Here is a 425-nt window from a genome sequence, read left to right as displayed (position 1 = left end):
AAAGGATCATTTTTAAAAGCTGTTATTGCAGAGCCAATATCGTTGAGGGCTGCCTGATAGGTTTGTTTTAAGCGCTCAGGGTTGAGGGCAGGAATGTCGCTTTTATTAAGAAGGGTGCGCAATTCACTACCAAGCTGATCAAAATCAACGCCATTGTCACTGTTTTTTGCAAAAAACTTTTCAAGACTTTCGCCATTTAATTTTGAAAGAAGGGGAGAAAGATTTGTTTTGAAGTTGTCTACGGTTTGTTGGACCATGGAGCTGTTTTCTAAGGCAGCTTTAGCACCTATCTTTGCTGTACTTGAAACCACGTGAATAGCTTGAATGGTCAAAAGAAGTGTTAAGAGAGCCCAAGTGAGAAAGCCGTGAAGTATTCCTGAGGATTCTGCAAAACGTCCGGCAACAAAACCTCCCAGAGCAAGGCT

1 pseudogene is annotated in these 425 nt (G+C 41.9%); it reads right to left on the bottom strand.

Annotated elements, in window-relative coordinates:
• Positions 1 to 425: pseudogene (locus tag J7R05_RS08365) on the bottom strand (DUF3792 domain-containing protein); the annotation flags it as partial.

Source organism: Bartonella capreoli (assembly GCF_902813205.1).
GTDB lineage: Bacteria > Pseudomonadota > Alphaproteobacteria > Rhizobiales > Rhizobiaceae > Bartonella > Bartonella schoenbuchensis.
This window is presented reverse-complemented; position numbering and strand designations above follow the sequence as displayed.